The organism is Aestuariibaculum suncheonense (assembly GCF_014596935.1).
GTDB classification, from domain to species: Bacteria; Bacteroidota; Bacteroidia; order Flavobacteriales; family Flavobacteriaceae; genus Aestuariibaculum; species Aestuariibaculum suncheonense.
In genome coordinates, this window is record NZ_JACVXC010000005.1 from 163,411 (window position 1) to 178,023 (window position 14,613).

Consider the following 14,613-nt stretch of genomic DNA (forward strand, 5'->3'; position numbering starts at 1 on the left):
TTATTTCGACTGAATAATTTCTGCCAAAAGCTTTTTTGCCCGAAGTAGTTTTACCTTCACGTTATTTATAGGTTCTTTAAGCTGAACAGAAATCTCTTTATAGCTTAATTCCTGAAAGTAACGCATGTTGATGATTTCCTGATAGTGGGGCTTCAGTTTTTTGATGTCGCGAAGCAACTTTGCTAAATGCTGATCGGTGATGAGTTTGTCTTCCGGCGTTGGCGATTCGTCTAAAATTTGATATACCGATTTATCGTCGTTAGACATGATCTGCGAAATGGAATGTTTTTCCTTCCTCAGTAAATCGATATGAATATTTTTAGAAATGGTAATTAACCATGTTTTGAATTTATACGAATCATCAAAAGTTTCAATGCGATCGAATGCTCTGGAAAAGGTCTGAATGGTAATATCTTCAGCGTCATTTTCGTTTTGAATGTGTTTTAATTGAAAACCGTAAACGTCATCCCAAAAGGTATCTAACAAAAAATTAAATGCTTTTTGGTCGTTTTCCTTAGCGCGTGCAATGGCCTCTTTTATTTCCAATGGTTAGGTTTTGATGTAAGATTTTTTATAAATATAACCAATTGTACACTAATTAAAAAGATTTCCAATAAAGGAAGTAAGGCTAAAAGATCTTTTTCGTTTAGTTTTTTTGCAGAAGCACCGTAAACGGAATATTGCACAGCAAATCGCAAGACAATTAATCCAACAACAAAAGGCCACATGAAGGTGGTTATTGATAAACTAATGGCTAATATCCAAAATAAAACCTGGCAAATGTATAATAGGCCTAAGGCTAATTTATGGTTGAATTTATAATGTTTAGCAGTTGAAATATGACGACGTTTTTGTCTAATCCAGGCAGTCCACTTGGTTTTAGGAGCAGATTCTGTAAAGCTGTCTGGTGTAAAACAAATGGCCGTATTTTGTTTAGTCGCCACTTGATTTACAAATAAATCATCGTCACCAGAACGTACTTTTATATGTTTGATAAATCCATTTGCTTTAAAAAACTCCTTTTTAGTGTAAGCCAGATTTCTGCCAACACCCATATATGGATTCCCAGATTTTGCAAACGAAAAGTAATTAATTGCTGTTGCTAAAGTTTCGAAACGGATAAGTTTGTTTAAAAAAGACTTTTTAATTTTAGTGTAAGCACCATAGCCTAATACAATGGATTTTTTATCATTGAAATGTGAAGTCATTTCCTGAATCCAATGTTTTGAAGCCGGTTTGCAATCGGCATCAGTAAAGAGTAAATACTCATGACTAGAGGCTTTAATACCTAAGGTTAAAGCATATTTTTTATTGCCCCAAAAGGCTTCGTTGTTTTTTACATCAACAATTTTAATGTTGCTATGCAGATTTTTGAAATCTTCCATAACTTCAAGCGTATCGTCGCTGGAAGCATCATTAATCAGGACGATTTCAAATTCGGGATAGTCTTGTGAAATGATGGAAGGCAGAAAGGTTTTTAAATTTTGAGCTTCATTTTTGGCACAAACAATGACCGAAACAGGAAGGTTTTGCAGACGTTTATTTTTAGGTTTTGAATAGGCAAATTTTCCTAAAACTACTAAATATGTTATAACTTGAAGAACTACTACAACAGCAAATGTGTAGAACACAAAATCAAGTACGCTCATGTAAGACTATGAGTGTTGAGGTTCGTTACAGGTATCGAATTGATCAGGCGTTTTTCCACAAAACCCACAAGCTTCACCATTTTTGTTTAATACCGGGTTCTGGCTGGCACATGTTCCGGCAAATTTACCGTCTTTTTTAGCCCAAATTTTAATGGCTATACCTGCGACACCTAATCCTAGCAATGCTAATGTTATTAATACAAGTTTCATGTGAAATTATTTTATGCAAAGATAATGCTTTTTAAAGAGAATTGTACAATGAGATTTAAAGATAGTAAGACTTTAAATTTAAATTTTGGACTACATGGCGTTGTAAAAATTCTTATCTTTAGATAGTTAACCTTTAAACTATTAATTCATGAAAAAATTATTTGCAGAATTTTTTGGAACATTTTGGCTGGTTTTTGGCGGATGTGGTAGTGCGATTTTCGCTGCCGGATTCCCGGAACTGGGTATTGGTTTTGCCGGTGTGGCATTAGCCTTTGGTTTAACCGTGCTCACCATGGCTTATGCTGTTGGGCATATTTCTGGGGCGCACTTTAATCCGGCGGTTTCTATTGGGCTGTGGGCTGGAGGTGTATTCCCGGCTAAAGATTTATTAGGATACATTATAGCTCAGGTTGTTGGTGGTATTGCCGCGGCTGGTGTTTTGTATTTGATAGTTTCCGGAAAATCAGATTTTGTTGATATTGGCAGTTTTGCTGCAAATGGTTATGGAGAGCTGTCTCCAGGAGGTTACGGTATGGTTTCGGTGCTGATTGCTGAATTTGTACTGACCATGTTTTTCTTATTAATCATTTTAGGAAGTACTTACCCAAAAGCGCCTTCTGGCTTTGCTGGAATAGCCATAGGTTTGGCTTTAACCTTAATTCATTTAATAAGTATTCCAATTTCTAATACGTCGGTAAACCCCGCACGTTCTACAAGTCAGGCGTTGTTTGCCGGAGCCGATTTTACATCGCAATTGTGGTTGTTTTGGTTGGCGCCAATTGCCGGAGCTTTAGTAGCCGGATTGCTACATAAAATGCTTTTGAATAAAGAAGAAGCTTGATTTATGAATTGATATTAGCGCTTAACAGAAAGCCTTATTAAGTGGTCTTAATAAGGCTTTTTTCTGTTTTGAGATTCGGGGCTATTAATCAATTTACTTCAAATCTATTTCTGCTACCGAATTGTCTAAAGAAGCTGTTGTATTTCCGCCTTTAGGCTCTATGGTAATATTTAATCCTAGAGCATTTTCGGTGTATGGGATTTTTCTAAGCTGTCTGTCGGTTTCGTTTAAAATACCCAAGCTTACCATTTTATCTTGTAACTCAGCCCAGATTTGGTAACATTGTTCTTCTGGTAATTGAGGTAAAGAAACGACATCTATCATTGATGTTTTATCTTTAGGATTAATGTAAGCAACAGTTTTTAAGTTTTTTGCACGGTTGTTACCCTGCATAATGTACTTGTAGGTTTCCGGATCGTTAAGCTGCTTAAACTGCTGCATTAAATCGTCTAACCTTTTGTTGTTCATTTGAATGTCACTTCGTAAATCAAAAATTTCATCAACTACAACTTGATTTTCTTTGCTTAATTTTTTATTCTGATTGTAGAAAATATAGGAGGTTCCGGCAAATAGTAAAGCAGCAACACTGGCCGCGATACTGTATTTATACCATGATTTGTAATTTCTAGCAGGTTTCATCGCCACAACAGGGGCGTCGTCAAGTTCATCTAAAATACTATTTAAGATGCTTGCAGGGGCTTCTACTGCATGACTTTTAGCTACAATTTCCAAATTGTCTTGTAACTCGTTGTATGCATTTTGAACTTCTGGGTATTTTGAAATATAGGTTTCAACCATTTCTGTTTCGGCAACAGTAGTTTCACCTAATAGATATTTTTCTAATAGGCCAGAATTTAAAAAAGTAGTTATTTTCGCATTCATGACTTTTTAAGTTAAGGATTATAAATTTTTTTCAATTCTCGTAATCCAATTTTTAATCTCGATTTTATAGTACCCAACGGAATATCCAATTCGTCGCTGGCTTCTTGCTGCGTCATGCCCTCAAAAAAGAGTGCATTTAATACGATTTGATATTTTTCATCTAAACTCCCTAGATGTTTTTTTATATCTAATACATCCTGATTTAACTCTGATGCTGATAATTTATATACGTATGTGGCTTCTATTTGGACTTCGTTTCCATCTTTATTTTTTAAAGAACGAACTTTGTCGATGGCTGTGTTATAGGCAATACGGTATAACCAGGTAAAAAGCTTGGCTTTACTGGCATCGTATTTTTTAGAATAACGCCATATTTTTACAAAGCTTTCCTGAAGCACATCTTGGGCAGTATCATCGTCTGATATTATTTTTTTAATAACACCAAATAAAGAATCTGCGTAGTTCTCGTACAGAAGGGAAATGGCTTTTTTGTCGCCGCGTTCCAGCAGATTAACGATTTCTTTTTCTATAGATGATATCAACTTTTATGGTTTTAAAGTGAAAATTGGGGGCAAAATATCGCCAAAGTTAGAAATTTCTTTTGTATTAAATAATGTTTACTTCGGCTTCTATGTTAATATTAAATAGTCGGTTAACAGTGTTTTGTATTAGTTTAGATAATTTTAAGATGTCTTCACCCTTAGCATTTCCGTAGTTTACTATAACCAGAGCCTGATTTTTATGTACCCCATAATCGCCAAAACGTTTGCCTTTAAAACCCGCTTTTTCAATAAGCCACCCCGCAGGCACTTTTACTTCGGTTTCTGAAACCGGGTAATTTGGCATATCTACAAAATTGGCTTTCAGTTTATCAAATAAGGTTTTAGAAATAATCGGGTTTTTAAAGAAACTACCGCTATTTCCTATCTCTTTAGGGTTTGGCAATTTACTTTCTCTAATGGTAATAACCGCTTTTGAAATATCCTGAATTGTGGGTTGTTTTACTTGCATGTCTTCTAGTTGGGAGGCTATAGTCCCGTAGTTGATATGAAGTTTATGATGTTGTTTACTCAGTTTAAAGGTTACACTAGTAATAATATATTTTCCTTTGGCGTGTTGTTTGAAGATGGAATTTCTATATCCAAAATCGCAGTCTTCATTAGAAAAATGAACCAGTGAACCATCATCGATACTTATGGCTTCACAGGAATAAAATACATCTTTAAGCTCAACGCCGTAAGCACCAATATTTTGAATAGGTGCTGTACCTACATTTCCTGGAATTAAAGAAAGGTTTTCAACGCCGCCATAATTGTTGTTAATACACCAAAGCACAAATTCGTGCCAGTTTTCACCTGCATTGGCTTTTATATAAACCCACTGTTCATCTTCATTAACAACGTCAATACCTTTTAAATTTATATGAATTACTAACGCATTGACATCTTGAGTTAATAGCATATTGCTACCGCCACCCAGAATCAATTTATTCGGGTAGTCTTTAACCGTTAAAACAGATTTAAGTTCCTCAACCGTATTAATGGAAACAAAATAATCTGCGAGAACATCAATACCAAAGGTATTAAAAGGTTTTAATGATATGTTTTCTTGAATTAGCACTAGTCTTTATAAACTTTTAAAGCTTCTTTTATTATGTTAACGGCTTTTATTAAACTTTCCTTATTAAGTACGTAAGCAATCCTAACTTGGTTTAGACCTAAGCTTGGTGTTGAATAAAATCCACCGGCAGGGGCAATCATTACCGTTTCGCCATTTACATCAAAATGTTCTAAAAGCCACTGCGCAAAATCGTCGGAATTTTTAATTGGTAATTCAACAATGCAGTAAAATGCGCCTTTCGGACTTCCTACTTTTACGCCTTCAATGTTTTGTAATTCTTTAATTAAAGTGTCACGTCTATCAACATATTCAGCAATCACATCATCAAAATAACTTTGAGGGGTGTCTAAAGCAGCTTCACTGGCAATTTGTGCAAAGGTAGGCGGACTCAAACGTGCCTGAGCATATTTTAAGACGGTTTGTAATACCGTTTTATTTCTGGAAACTAAACAGCCCACGCGCGCACCACACATACTGTAACGTTTAGAAACCGAATCAATTACAATGGTGTGTTCATCCAATCCTTCTAATTGTAAAATAGAGTAATGGGTTTCGCCGTCGTAAACGAATTCGCGATATACTTCATCAGCAATTAAAAACAAATCGTGTTCTTTTGCTAAATTGGCTAGTTGCTGAATTTCTTCTTTGGAATATAAATACCCTGTTGGGTTTCCCGGATTACATATTAAAATGGATTTGGTCTTCGGGGTGATAAGTTTTTCAAAGGTTTCAATAGATGGTAAGGCAAAATTATCATCTATATGACATATCGCAGGAACAACATTTACTCCTGTCGCAGTTGAAAAGGCGATGTAGTTTGCGTAAAAAGGTTCAGAGATAATCACTTCATCTCCCGGATCCATAATACTGCTGAATAAAAACAATAAGGCTTCACTGGCACCTGTAGTTACCACAATATCCTCCGGCTTAACTATAATATCGTGTTTTTTATAGTAGGCGGCTAATTTTGTTCTGTAGGTTTCCGATCCTTCGGATCTGGAATACGAAAGAATTTCAACGGTGTTATTTTTTACCGCTTCTAAAGCGACCTCAGGTGTTTTAATATCGGGTTGTCCAATATTTAAATGGTAAATATGTTTACCTTCTTTTTTTGCTTGCTCAGCATAAGGTACTAATTTACGGATTGGTGATTCGGGCATTAATCGCCCTTTTTTTGATATAGTTGGCATTATGTTTTTATTACAAGGCGTAAAGTTGAGAAAATTATATTAAAGTTTTTTTAAAAAACGGACTAAAATAAGTATTGTGTTTCAAAGATTTGTAAATTGAATAGTCAAATATTCGAATAAATTCTCATGAAAAAATATGTACTTTTTAGTGTATTGCTTTTTTTCTTGAGTTTTCATAATTTTTCTCAAAACAGGTTCGTTGTTCAAAACAAAAAACAATCTGATAAAGTCAAATTTAAACTCATTAATAACTTAATTATTGTTCCTGTTGAAATAAATGGGGTGAGTTTGTCTTTCCTTTTAGACACTGGAGTAACCAAACCCATTCTGTTTAATTTTTTAAATGTTTCCGATTCTTTAAAAATTAAACATACCGATACTATTTATTTGAGAGGGCTCGGAGATGGCGAACGAATTATGGCGCACCGCTCTTTAAATAATGTGTTTAAAATTGGAGATGCGGTTAAGTTGAATCAGGATTTATATGCGATTTACGATGCGAATTTAAATCTAGCTCCTAAGTTGGGAGTGCCGGTTCACGGCATCATCGGTTTCGATTTGCTTAGAGATTTGGTTGTAGAAGTAAACTATTCAAAAAAGGTTCTGAAACTCACCAGTCCGGAAACGTTTCACTATAAGTTATGCCGAAAATGTGAAGAATTCAATCTTGAATTTTATAATAACAAGCCCTATTTGAACGCCGTGGTAGATGTTCGTGAGCAAAAAATTCCCGTGAAATTATTAATTGATTCGGGAGGAAGTGATGCCTTGTGGTTGTTTGAGGATGAAGAGCGGGGAATAGCCTCTGGAGATTATTTTTTTTATGATTTTTTAGGTCATGGCCTAAGTGGAAGCGTGTATGGAAAACGATCGAAAATAGAGGCTCTATATTTAAAGCGTTTCGTTTTGAAAAATCCGAATGTAGCTTATCCCGATTCTTTGTTTATTACCCATGCCAAACAACATCGCGAACGTGCAGGAAGTTTGTCGGGAAATGTACTAATGCGCTTTAATGTGATTTTTGATTATTCGAATGCCAAGGTAATTTTAAAAAAGAATGGCAATTTTAAAGATGAGTTTCAATATAATAAAAGTGGAATAGAGTTGGTTCACGATGGAATGCGGTTAGTTAGGGAGTCTAATAATCGATTTAGTTTTGATAACAACCAACAGAATAGAGATAGCGATTTAGAAGGAAAACAGATATTTTTTGAGCCTCATTATAAACTGGTGTTAAAACCTGTTTATACAATTGTGGAGCTTCGCGAGGAATCTCCGGCTCATATTGCCGGCTTACAAATTAATGATATTGTATTGTCAGTAAACGGAAAGCCTGCGAGTCACTTTACGCTTCAAAAAATTATGGAAATGTTTTATGACGATGCGGGAAAGCATATACGATTAAAGGTCGAGCGTCAGGGAGTAGAGCTGACTTATAATTTCCTCTTAGAAAATCCTTTGAAATAAAAAAGGCAGCGTTTACGCTGCCTTAAGTATGTTTATATTCTGTAATTCTTATTGTTCTACAATACTTTTTTTCTTTTCAAGCATTTTATCAGCCGATTTAGTGTCTACAACTTCCCCTTTAATTTTTAAGGCTATTGTAGGTGTTTCAGCATTAGAAATCACAGTAATGGTTTTTCTAATTGGGTTTACACGATTCGTATCGTATTTAACTTCAATAACACCAGTTTTCCCTGGTAAAATTGGTCCGTCTGGTTTTTTAGGAATTGTACAACCACAGCTAGACGATACTTTAGAAATGATAAGTGGCGCATCACCAGTGTTTGTAAATTCGAACTCACGAACGCCGTTAGATCCTTTTTCAATCGTTCCGTAGTCAATGGTTTCAGACTTAAATTCAATTTTAGCTTTTTTATCTTGTGCATTAATCGAAAAACTAATTAATCCGACAAATAAAATGGTTAATAACTGTTTCATGGTTTATTATTTTATTGTTTTATATTCTTGTTTTACATCGGTTTAATGATGAAGTGTACTGTTTTCAGTGGCTAAAAAGCCTTAAAAACTTAATCAAACATACTTACTTTTTAAATATTCTACAAAATTTTTAGATGTTTTACACTAATGTTTTATTCAAATTACAATTAAAAGTACGTAATACTTTTCATTAATTTTTTCGAATTTAGTTAAATTAAGTACTTCTGCTTCTTACTTCTCAATATAGCTTTCACAGAAAAAGAAATATAAGTACTTTTGCACTTCAATATTCAAAAACTATTCCAAAGTATGCAAATACCTTCAAAATATGAAGCCAGTCAGGTAGAAAGTAAGTGGTACGATTACTGGATGAAACACAATTATTTTCATTCAGAACCCGATGAAAGAGAACCTTACACTATTGTAATTCCTCCACCTAACGTTACCGGAGTGTTACATATGGGGCACATGTTAAATAACACAATTCAGGATGTGTTAATTCGTCGTGCACGTTTACAAGGTAAAAATGCGTGTTGGGTGCCGGGTACCGATCATGCGTCTATTGCAACTGAGGCAAAAGTTGTAGCGAAATTAAAAGAGCAGGGGATTGATAAAAACGATTTATCGCGTGATGAATTTTTAAAGCATGCCTGGGATTGGACCCACGAGTATGGTGGTGTAATTTTAGAGCAGCTTAAAAAATTAGGATGTTCTTGTGATTGGGACAGAACCAAGTTTACGATGGATGACGATATGTCTGAAGCGGTAATTAAAGTGTTTGTTGACCTTTATAATAAAGGTGTGATTTACCGCGGATATCGTATGGTAAACTGGGATCCGGAAGCAAAAACCACCTTGTCTGATGAAGAGGTAATCTACGAAGAAAAGCAAGGGAATCTTTATTATTTAAACTATAAAATTGAAGGAAGTGACGATGTGTTAACCATCGCCACCACACGTCCTGAAACCATTTTTGGAGATACTGCAATTTGTATTAACCCAACCGATGAACGTTTTACACATCTAAAAGGTAAAAAGGCTATTGTGCCAATTTGTGGTCGTGTTATTCCAATTATTGAAGACGAGTATGTAGATGTTGAATTTGGTACCGGATGTTTAAAAGTAACACCGGCTCACGATGAAAACGATAAAGTTTTAGGTGATAAGCATAACCTTGAAGTGGTTGATATCTTCAATGATGATGCTTCTTTAAATAGCTATGGATTACATTATGAAGGTCAGGATCGTTTTGTGGTACGTAAGGCGATTGCTAAAGAATTGGAAGATAGTGGTGTTTTAATTAAAACTGAAACACACGTAAATAAAGTAGGAACTTCTGAGCGTACTAAAGCTGTAATCGAGCCGCGTTTAAGCGATCAGTGGTTCTTGAAAATGGACGAATTGGTAAAACCTGCTATTGAAGCGGTTTTAGGTGAAGGTTCTGAAATTCAATTATTTCCTAAAAAATTCGAAAATACGTATCGTCACTGGATGGAAAACATCCGCGATTGGAATATTTCACGCCAGTTATTATGGGGACAACAAATTCCAGCCTATTATTATGGTAATGGAAAGGAAGATTTTGTAGTGGCTGAAACTTCAGAAGAAGCTTTGAAATTAGCTAAGGAAAAAACTGGAAATACCAATTTAAGAGCTGAAGATTTACGTCAGGAAACCGATGCCTTAGACACTTGGTTCTCTTCTTGGTTATGGCCAATGAGTGTATTTGATGGGATTCGTAATCCAGAAAACGCGGATATTAAATATTACTACCCAACTAACGATTTAGTGACCGGACCAGATATTTTATTCTTCTGGGTAGCACGTATGATTATTGCAGGGTATGAATATAAAGGAGAGAGACCTTTCAATAATGTGTATTTAACCGGACTTGTTCGCGATAAGCAACGTCGTAAAATGAGTAAATCCTTAGGGAACTCGCCAGACGCTTTAAAACTTATTGAAGAGTACAGTGCCGATGGTGTTCGTGTGGGATTATTGTTGAGTAGTGCTGCGGGTAACGATTTATTGTTCGATGAAGCGTTGTGTCAGCAAGGAAAAGGTTTTGGAAACAAAATATGGAACGCTTACCGTTTAATTGATGGTTGGGAAATTGATGAAACGATTTCGCAGCCAGAATCCAGTAAAATTGCTTTAGACTGGTATGCTTCTAAATTCCAAAAAGCTTTAACTGAAATCGAAGATCACTTTAGTAAATACCGTTTAAGCGATGCTTTGATGGCGATTTATAAATTAATAATGGATGATTTCTCAGGCTGGTTACTTGAAATAGTGAAGCCAGCATATCAAAAACCTGTTGATATTGAAACTTATAAAGGATTAATCGCAGCGTTTGAAGATAACTTGAAGATTTTACATCCGTTTATGCCATTCTTAACAGAAGATATCTGGCATTACATCGCCGAGCGCACGCCGGAGGAAGCCCTAATTGTGGCAAAATGGCCGGAAGCGAAACCCGTAAATGAAACCTTAATCACTGAGTTTGATTTTGCTTCAGAAGTGGTTTCAGGAATCAGAAATATTAGAAAAGAAAAGAATATAGCCTTTAAAGATGCTATTGGTTTTTCAGTAATTAATAATGGAAATACCCCAACAACTTTCGATTCTATAATTCAGAAATTAGGAAACCTTGAAGCGATTGAATATGTTAAGGAAGCTGTTGATGGAGCTTTAACTTTCCGAGTAAAATCGAATGAATATTTTGTGCCTATGGCAGGAAGTATCGATGTAGAAGCGGAGATTAAAAAGTTAACCGAAGAGTTAAACTACACCGAAGGTTTCTTGAAATCGGTTCAAAAGAAATTGTCTAACGAGCGTTTTGTAAATGGTGCGCCAGAACAGGTAATTGCTAACGAACGTAAAAAGGAAGCTGATGCTTTGGCTAAAATTGAAACTATTAAATCAAGTTTAGCGAGTTTAAGTTAAGGACGTATTTAATACATATATTAAAAGGCACATTGAAAAATGTGTCTTTTTTTTTGTTTAAAAACGCATCCTGAAACTCACATTTGGTGTGATACCCAGCGAGAGATTTTCTACTCTGTTAACTGTGTTGTCATCATCTAAAGTATAGTAACTGTTAATAATGTTGGAACGATTTAAAAGATTCCAGATGGAAGCGCCAACTGTCGCTTTTACAGTATCTGAAATATTAAACGAGTAGGTCGTCGAGCAGTCGGTTCGTAAATAATCTTTAAGGTTAGAACTATTCGGACTGGCGTAAGTAATAAAATCGTCGTTAGGGCTATCGTTAACATCAGGTTCTGTAGTTGGTTTTCCTGAGTGCCAGTTAATCCCTAAAGCGAATTTAAAATTATGATTGGTATAAGCTCCGGCAAATGAAATGGCGTGTCTGATATCGGTATTGTTAGGAAACGCTTTACCATTATTTAAACTATCGAAAGTATAGTTGTTTGTGCAGTACGAATAAGAAACCCATGAGCTTACGGTGTTTCCAAATTGCTTGTTGATTAGTAAATCCAGTCCTTTAATATCGTAGTTTCCAATAGCGTGTACAAACTGATACTGGTTTTGGAAACCTTGACTTCGAGTAGTGATTCCATCTACTTTTTTTAAGTAGGCTTCTAAACTAATTAATAAATGATTTTTGTCGTAATGAATCCCGGTAGAAAGCTGTTTGCTCTTTAAAATAGGTACAGGGTAAATGGTTTGGTTCTGCTTTTCAATAATCTCTGTATAATTGTTTGATAATACCCAGCGGCGTTTTTCAATCCCTAAAAAGTCATTTTGTAAATCGATGATTTGTGATGTACTTTGACTTTTTAATTCAGCCAATATTTCAAGTCGGAAGTTGTCTGAAAATCGTCGACTAAAGCTTAATCGTGGTTCAATTAAAACCCTATCGAACTTAGGGAAATAATTTAAACGTGTTCCGAAATTAACCTTGGTTTTGGCATTATTAGACAGAAACTGAGTTTCGGCGTAAGTGGCATGTGTTCGAAGTACTTCTTTAATATAACTTCTAAAATACGGTCTGTTAATATCCTCCAAATTACTGATGCCGACTTCGGTAAATTGGTAGCCACTGTTGAATTTAAAGTGATAATTTGGACTATAATTAAGGTCGATTTTTGCTGTGCCATCATATACTTCATTTTCCTGAATAAGGCGTTGGTTGTTTGTAATGTTGAAATTGGTGGCATCTAAATCGTAGTTAGAGACATAGATTTGTGAGGTTGTCGATAGCTTTTCGTTCCAATCTCTGGTGAATGTAATGCTAGTCGCTAGATTTTCCTGTCTTAAATTACTATTTAAGGCTTCATTTTTATTGTTAACGGCCGATTGTTCGTCATAATTCAAGTAATTATTCACATTTAAAAAATGAAATCGAATTTTATCTTTTTCAGTAATATCATACAGAAATTTTAAAGCGACATCGTAGAAATAAAATTTTTCATTTTGAGAAATGGAATTTGAGTTTTGGGTTTTTGTTAAATCAGAATCCTGAAAGATGCGTTTAAAATACTGATTGTAAGTAGGTGTGGTGATTAGATCGGTTAGAGAACGTCTCGAAGAGAGTTGTAATTCTGTTTTTTTTGATAATGGTATTTTAGCAAAGCCGTCGGCGTTAATTAAATTAAATCCTACCCCGGCTTTAAATTCATTATCGATGTTATCAGGTAATTTCATGTCAATTACACTCGAAATACCATCGCCGTATTTGGCACTGGTGCCGTTTTTGTACACGTTTATTTTTTCGGTAGTATAAGGGTTGAATGCAGAAATTAACCCGAAAAAATGTCCGGATTGATACATTTTGATGCCGTCCCAAAGGATGAGGTTTTGGTCGTGTGTACCCCCACGTACATTAATATTGGAAACGGTTTCATCGGTACTCATAATTCCGGGTAATGCTTGAATGGTTTGTAAAACATCGGGTTCAATTAAACCAGGTAAAATACCGAAGGCTTCTGTATTAATGGTAATAGCACCATCGTTTAATTTGTTGATGCCGTTGGTCAGGTATTTCGAGACAATAACTTCATCAAGTCGTTGGGTTTTAAAAGCAGATTTTTCTGTTAAGATTTGTTCTTTTATAACAACAAAACGGCTATCCAGAACTTCAAATTCCAGTTGGGTTTCCGAAGCTAAAAGCTCTAGAATTTCAGACAAAGTTAGATTGGTGTTAGGGAAAGCGGCTGTTTTGTTTTTTATTGTCACATCGGCATACGAAAAGCTAATGTTGTATTGGCTTTCAAGCGTTTTTAAAATTGAAATAAGCGATTGCTTTTCTTGATGTGTTTGCCCGTTCAAGGGAGGAAACATCAAAAAACATATTCCGTAAATAATAGAAAAAATAAAATTTCTATTCACCTTTTAATATTATGGCATCGTTTGTTTTACTATAGGTGATATGTAACGGTAGCGTAATAGACTTTAGTGCAAGTTCCAGATTATTGTGGGTGAAACTACCTGTAAACAGTTGATTTTTATCTACGTTTATTAGTGTCGTATTAACGCCGTATTGTCTTTCGAATTCTGCAATCACTTGTTTATAAGGTAAACTTTTAAAGGAGCTTTCATTATTTAACCACGAAGGTTCTAGGTTATTTTCTTTTTCTTTAGCAATAAATTTCCCGTCTAGAATTAAAAAACTGTCGCCAGGTTTTAATTTAGTTTCTTGTGAGTTGTAAGTCACTCCAACTAAACCTTCGTAGCAAATAATTTCAAAAAATTGTTCACGTTGTTTCACGTTGAATTCTGTTCCATATACGGTGACCACACCGGTTTTGGTTTTTACCAGAAACGAAGACCCTTTTGAAACCTTAAAAAACGCTTCACCGGAAAGATTGACTTCCCGTTCTTTTTTCCAATCACTTTTATTAAAAATCAGGGTCGATTGCGCATTCAAGTTTACAATAGATTGGTCAGGGAGTTCTATAAGGCTTTTTTGAGCGACATCTGTTGAATATTTAGTGTCTAATGTGGTTGTGTAATAATAGGGCCCAAATGAGATGACTAAAACGGCTGCAACACGGATAATGTTCTTTATCCAGGATGTTGAAGTCTTTTTAGATTTGATGGTGTTTAAAACCAGATCTAAAGCTTCAGCAGTATTGTATTCTTCAGATTTAAATGTCTCTAAAGCGTTATTCAACTGTATTAAATCATTGTAATCTTCAAGTTTTTTAAAAGCTTTAAGTTCTTCATGATTTAGCTCGTTCTTCAGCCATTTTAATATTAATTGTTCTCTTTCCATAATTTCTAGTACACTTATATAACAGGTGTCTATAATTTT

General features: G+C 35.1%; 13 protein-coding genes. 3 read left to right on the forward strand and 10 right to left on the reverse strand.

The features are described 5' to 3' along the window. Genes ICJ84_RS13420 through ICJ84_RS13430 form a run of 3 tightly spaced genes read right to left on the reverse strand, consistent with a single transcriptional unit; the run spans nucleotide 1 to nucleotide 1,859 of the window. Nucleotides 1-546, reverse strand: coding sequence for an RNA polymerase sigma factor (locus tag ICJ84_RS13420; protein WP_188216925.1), 546 nt, complete (start codon nucleotides 544-546; stop codon nucleotides 1-3). Further along, nucleotides 537-1,649, reverse strand: coding sequence for a glycosyltransferase (locus tag ICJ84_RS13425; RefSeq protein ID WP_188216926.1), 1,113 nt, complete (start codon nucleotides 1,647-1,649; stop codon nucleotides 537-539). Before ICJ84_RS13425 ends, ICJ84_RS13420 begins: the two co-directional genes overlap by 10 nt. Nucleotides 1,650-1,655: 6 nt before the next feature. After that, nucleotides 1,656-1,859: a membrane or secreted protein gene (locus tag ICJ84_RS13430; RefSeq protein ID WP_188216927.1), complete on the reverse strand. Its 204-nt coding sequence runs from the start codon at nucleotides 1,857-1,859 to the stop codon at nucleotides 1,656-1,658. A gap of 148 nt (nucleotides 1,860-2,007) precedes the next feature. Here ICJ84_RS13430 and aqpZ point away from each other — a divergent pair, with 148 nt between their 5' ends. Next, nucleotides 2,008-2,700: an aquaporin Z gene (aqpZ, locus tag ICJ84_RS13435; RefSeq protein WP_188216928.1), complete on the forward strand. Its 693-nt coding sequence runs from the start codon at nucleotides 2,008-2,010 to the stop codon at nucleotides 2,698-2,700. 93 nt (nucleotides 2,701-2,793) lie between these two features. Here aqpZ and ICJ84_RS13440 read toward each other — a convergent pair whose 3' ends face one another. The 4 genes from ICJ84_RS13440 to ICJ84_RS13455 all read right to left on the reverse strand — a co-directional run bounded on the left by ICJ84_RS13440 (nucleotide 2,794) and on the right by ICJ84_RS13455 (nucleotide 6,392). Then, nucleotides 2,794-3,582 (reverse strand): anti-sigma factor, encoded by a 789-nt coding sequence (locus ICJ84_RS13440; RefSeq protein WP_188216929.1) that lies wholly within the window; start codon nucleotides 3,580-3,582, stop codon nucleotides 2,794-2,796. Nucleotides 3,583-3,593: 11 nt separating this feature from the next. After that, the gene (locus tag ICJ84_RS13445) at nucleotides 3,594-4,124 is read right to left on the reverse strand and encodes an RNA polymerase sigma factor (protein ID WP_188216930.1); all 531 of its coding nucleotides are present in this window, start codon (nucleotides 4,122-4,124) and stop codon (nucleotides 3,594-3,596) included. A 64-nt stretch (nucleotides 4,125-4,188) separates the two neighbouring features. Next, the gene (murB, locus tag ICJ84_RS13450) at nucleotides 4,189-5,202 is read right to left on the reverse strand and encodes a UDP-N-acetylmuramate dehydrogenase (protein ID WP_188216931.1); all 1,014 of its coding nucleotides are present in this window, start codon (nucleotides 5,200-5,202) and stop codon (nucleotides 4,189-4,191) included. Next, nucleotides 5,202-6,392: a pyridoxal phosphate-dependent aminotransferase gene (locus ICJ84_RS13455; RefSeq protein WP_188216932.1), complete on the reverse strand. Its 1,191-nt coding sequence runs from the start codon at nucleotides 6,390-6,392 to the stop codon at nucleotides 5,202-5,204. The genes murB and ICJ84_RS13455 overlap by 1 nt, the downstream gene beginning before the upstream one ends. A gap of 126 nt (nucleotides 6,393-6,518) precedes the next feature. Here ICJ84_RS13455 and ICJ84_RS13460 point away from each other — a divergent pair, with 126 nt between their 5' ends. Then, on the forward strand, nucleotides 6,519-7,859 hold the full coding sequence (locus ICJ84_RS13460; RefSeq protein WP_188216933.1) for an aspartyl protease family protein: 1,341 nt from the start codon (nucleotides 6,519-6,521) through the stop codon (nucleotides 7,857-7,859). 48 nt (nucleotides 7,860-7,907) lie between these two features. Here ICJ84_RS13460 and ICJ84_RS13465 read toward each other — a convergent pair whose 3' ends face one another. Then, nucleotides 7,908-8,333: a DUF1573 domain-containing protein gene (locus ICJ84_RS13465; protein WP_188216934.1), complete on the reverse strand. Its 426-nt coding sequence runs from the start codon at nucleotides 8,331-8,333 to the stop codon at nucleotides 7,908-7,910. A gap of 309 nt (nucleotides 8,334-8,642) precedes the next feature. Here ICJ84_RS13465 and ICJ84_RS13470 point away from each other — a divergent pair, with 309 nt between their 5' ends. Beyond that, nucleotides 8,643-11,279, forward strand: a complete 2,637-nt coding sequence (locus ICJ84_RS13470; protein WP_188216935.1) for a valine--tRNA ligase — start codon at nucleotides 8,643-8,645, stop codon at nucleotides 11,277-11,279. 57 nt (nucleotides 11,280-11,336) lie between these two features. On the opposite strand, the gene ICJ84_RS13475 is transcribed toward ICJ84_RS13470, so the two are convergent. Together ICJ84_RS13475 and ICJ84_RS13480 are read right to left on the reverse strand one after the other, a co-directional pair. Beyond that, the gene (locus ICJ84_RS13475) at nucleotides 11,337-13,640 is read right to left on the reverse strand and encodes a TonB-dependent receptor plug domain-containing protein (RefSeq protein ID WP_188216936.1); all 2,304 of its coding nucleotides are present in this window, start codon (nucleotides 13,638-13,640) and stop codon (nucleotides 11,337-11,339) included. A gap of 40 nt (nucleotides 13,641-13,680) precedes the next feature. After that, entirely contained in the window at nucleotides 13,681-14,574 is an 894-nt protein-coding gene (locus ICJ84_RS13480) for a FecR family protein (RefSeq protein ID WP_188216937.1), read from the reverse strand. Nucleotides 14,575-14,613 lie beyond the last annotated feature (39 nt).

Bases quoted from the DNA above. Each gene is read 5' to 3' on its own strand.
- ICJ84_RS13425 (WP_188216926.1), bottom strand. From the start codon at position 1,649: ATGAGCGTACTTGATTTTGTGTTCTACACATTTGCTGTTGTAGTAGTT.
- ICJ84_RS13430 (WP_188216927.1), bottom strand. From the start codon at position 1,859: ATGAAACTTGTATTAATAACATTAGCATTGCTAGGATTAGGTGTCGCA.
- aqpZ (WP_188216928.1), top strand. From the start codon at position 2,008: ATGAAAAAATTATTTGCAGAATTTTTTGGAACATTTTGGCTGGTTTTT.
- ICJ84_RS13440 (WP_188216929.1), bottom strand. From the start codon at position 3,582: ATGAATGCGAAAATAACTACTTTTTTAAATTCTGGCCTATTAGAAAAA.
- ICJ84_RS13455 (WP_188216932.1), bottom strand. From the start codon at position 6,392: ATGCCAACTATATCAAAAAAAGGGCGATTAATGCCCGAATCACCAATC.
- ICJ84_RS13460 (WP_188216933.1), top strand. From the start codon at position 6,519: ATGAAAAAATATGTACTTTTTAGTGTATTGCTTTTTTTCTTGAGTTTT.
- ICJ84_RS13465 (WP_188216934.1), bottom strand. From the start codon at position 8,333: ATGAAACAGTTATTAACCATTTTATTTGTCGGATTAATTAGTTTTTCG.
- ICJ84_RS13470 (WP_188216935.1), top strand. From the start codon at position 8,643: ATGCAAATACCTTCAAAATATGAAGCCAGTCAGGTAGAAAGTAAGTGG.
- ICJ84_RS13475 (WP_188216936.1), bottom strand. From the start codon at position 13,640: ATGTTTCCTCCCTTGAACGGGCAAACACATCAAGAAAAGCAATCGCTT.
- ICJ84_RS13480 (WP_188216937.1), bottom strand. From the start codon at position 14,574: ATGGAAAGAGAACAATTAATATTAAAATGGCTGAAGAACGAGCTAAAT.